This window comes from Herbaspirillum sp. WGmk3 (assembly GCF_023952535.1).
Classification (GTDB): domain Bacteria; phylum Pseudomonadota; class Gammaproteobacteria; order Burkholderiales; family Burkholderiaceae_D; genus Herbaspirillum; species Herbaspirillum huttiense.
The window spans coordinates 1-231 of the sequence record NZ_JAKYWT010000173.1 but is presented as its reverse complement, the minus strand read 5'-3'; the positions used below and the strand labels follow the sequence as shown (position 1 = coordinate 231).

1 protein-coding gene is annotated in these 231 nt (G+C 63.2%); it reads left to right on the top strand.

Translation table 11 applies throughout. The annotated features are described in order from the left end of the window. The coding region (locus MKD49_RS26360; RefSeq protein WP_252697783.1) for a DUF1016 N-terminal domain-containing protein at positions 1-231 on the top strand (231 nt) is incomplete at both ends.

The following is a 231-nucleotide window of genomic DNA, read 5'->3' as shown; positions in this document are numbered from 1 at the left end:
AAAGGGCCAGCCTGCCAGCCCGAAGCGAAGCTGTCTTACTTTCCGCGCCTTGTGGGCACGTGCCCTTTACTGGGAGATCGGAAATGAGATTCTCGACCGGCAGGCGAGGCAAGGGTGGGGCGCCAAAGTCATCGAACGGCTGGCGCAAGACCTGCGGAAAGCGTTCCCCGACATGAGCGGGCTGTCGCGCTCCAACCTGATGGCGATGCGGTCCTTTGCCGAGGCATGGCC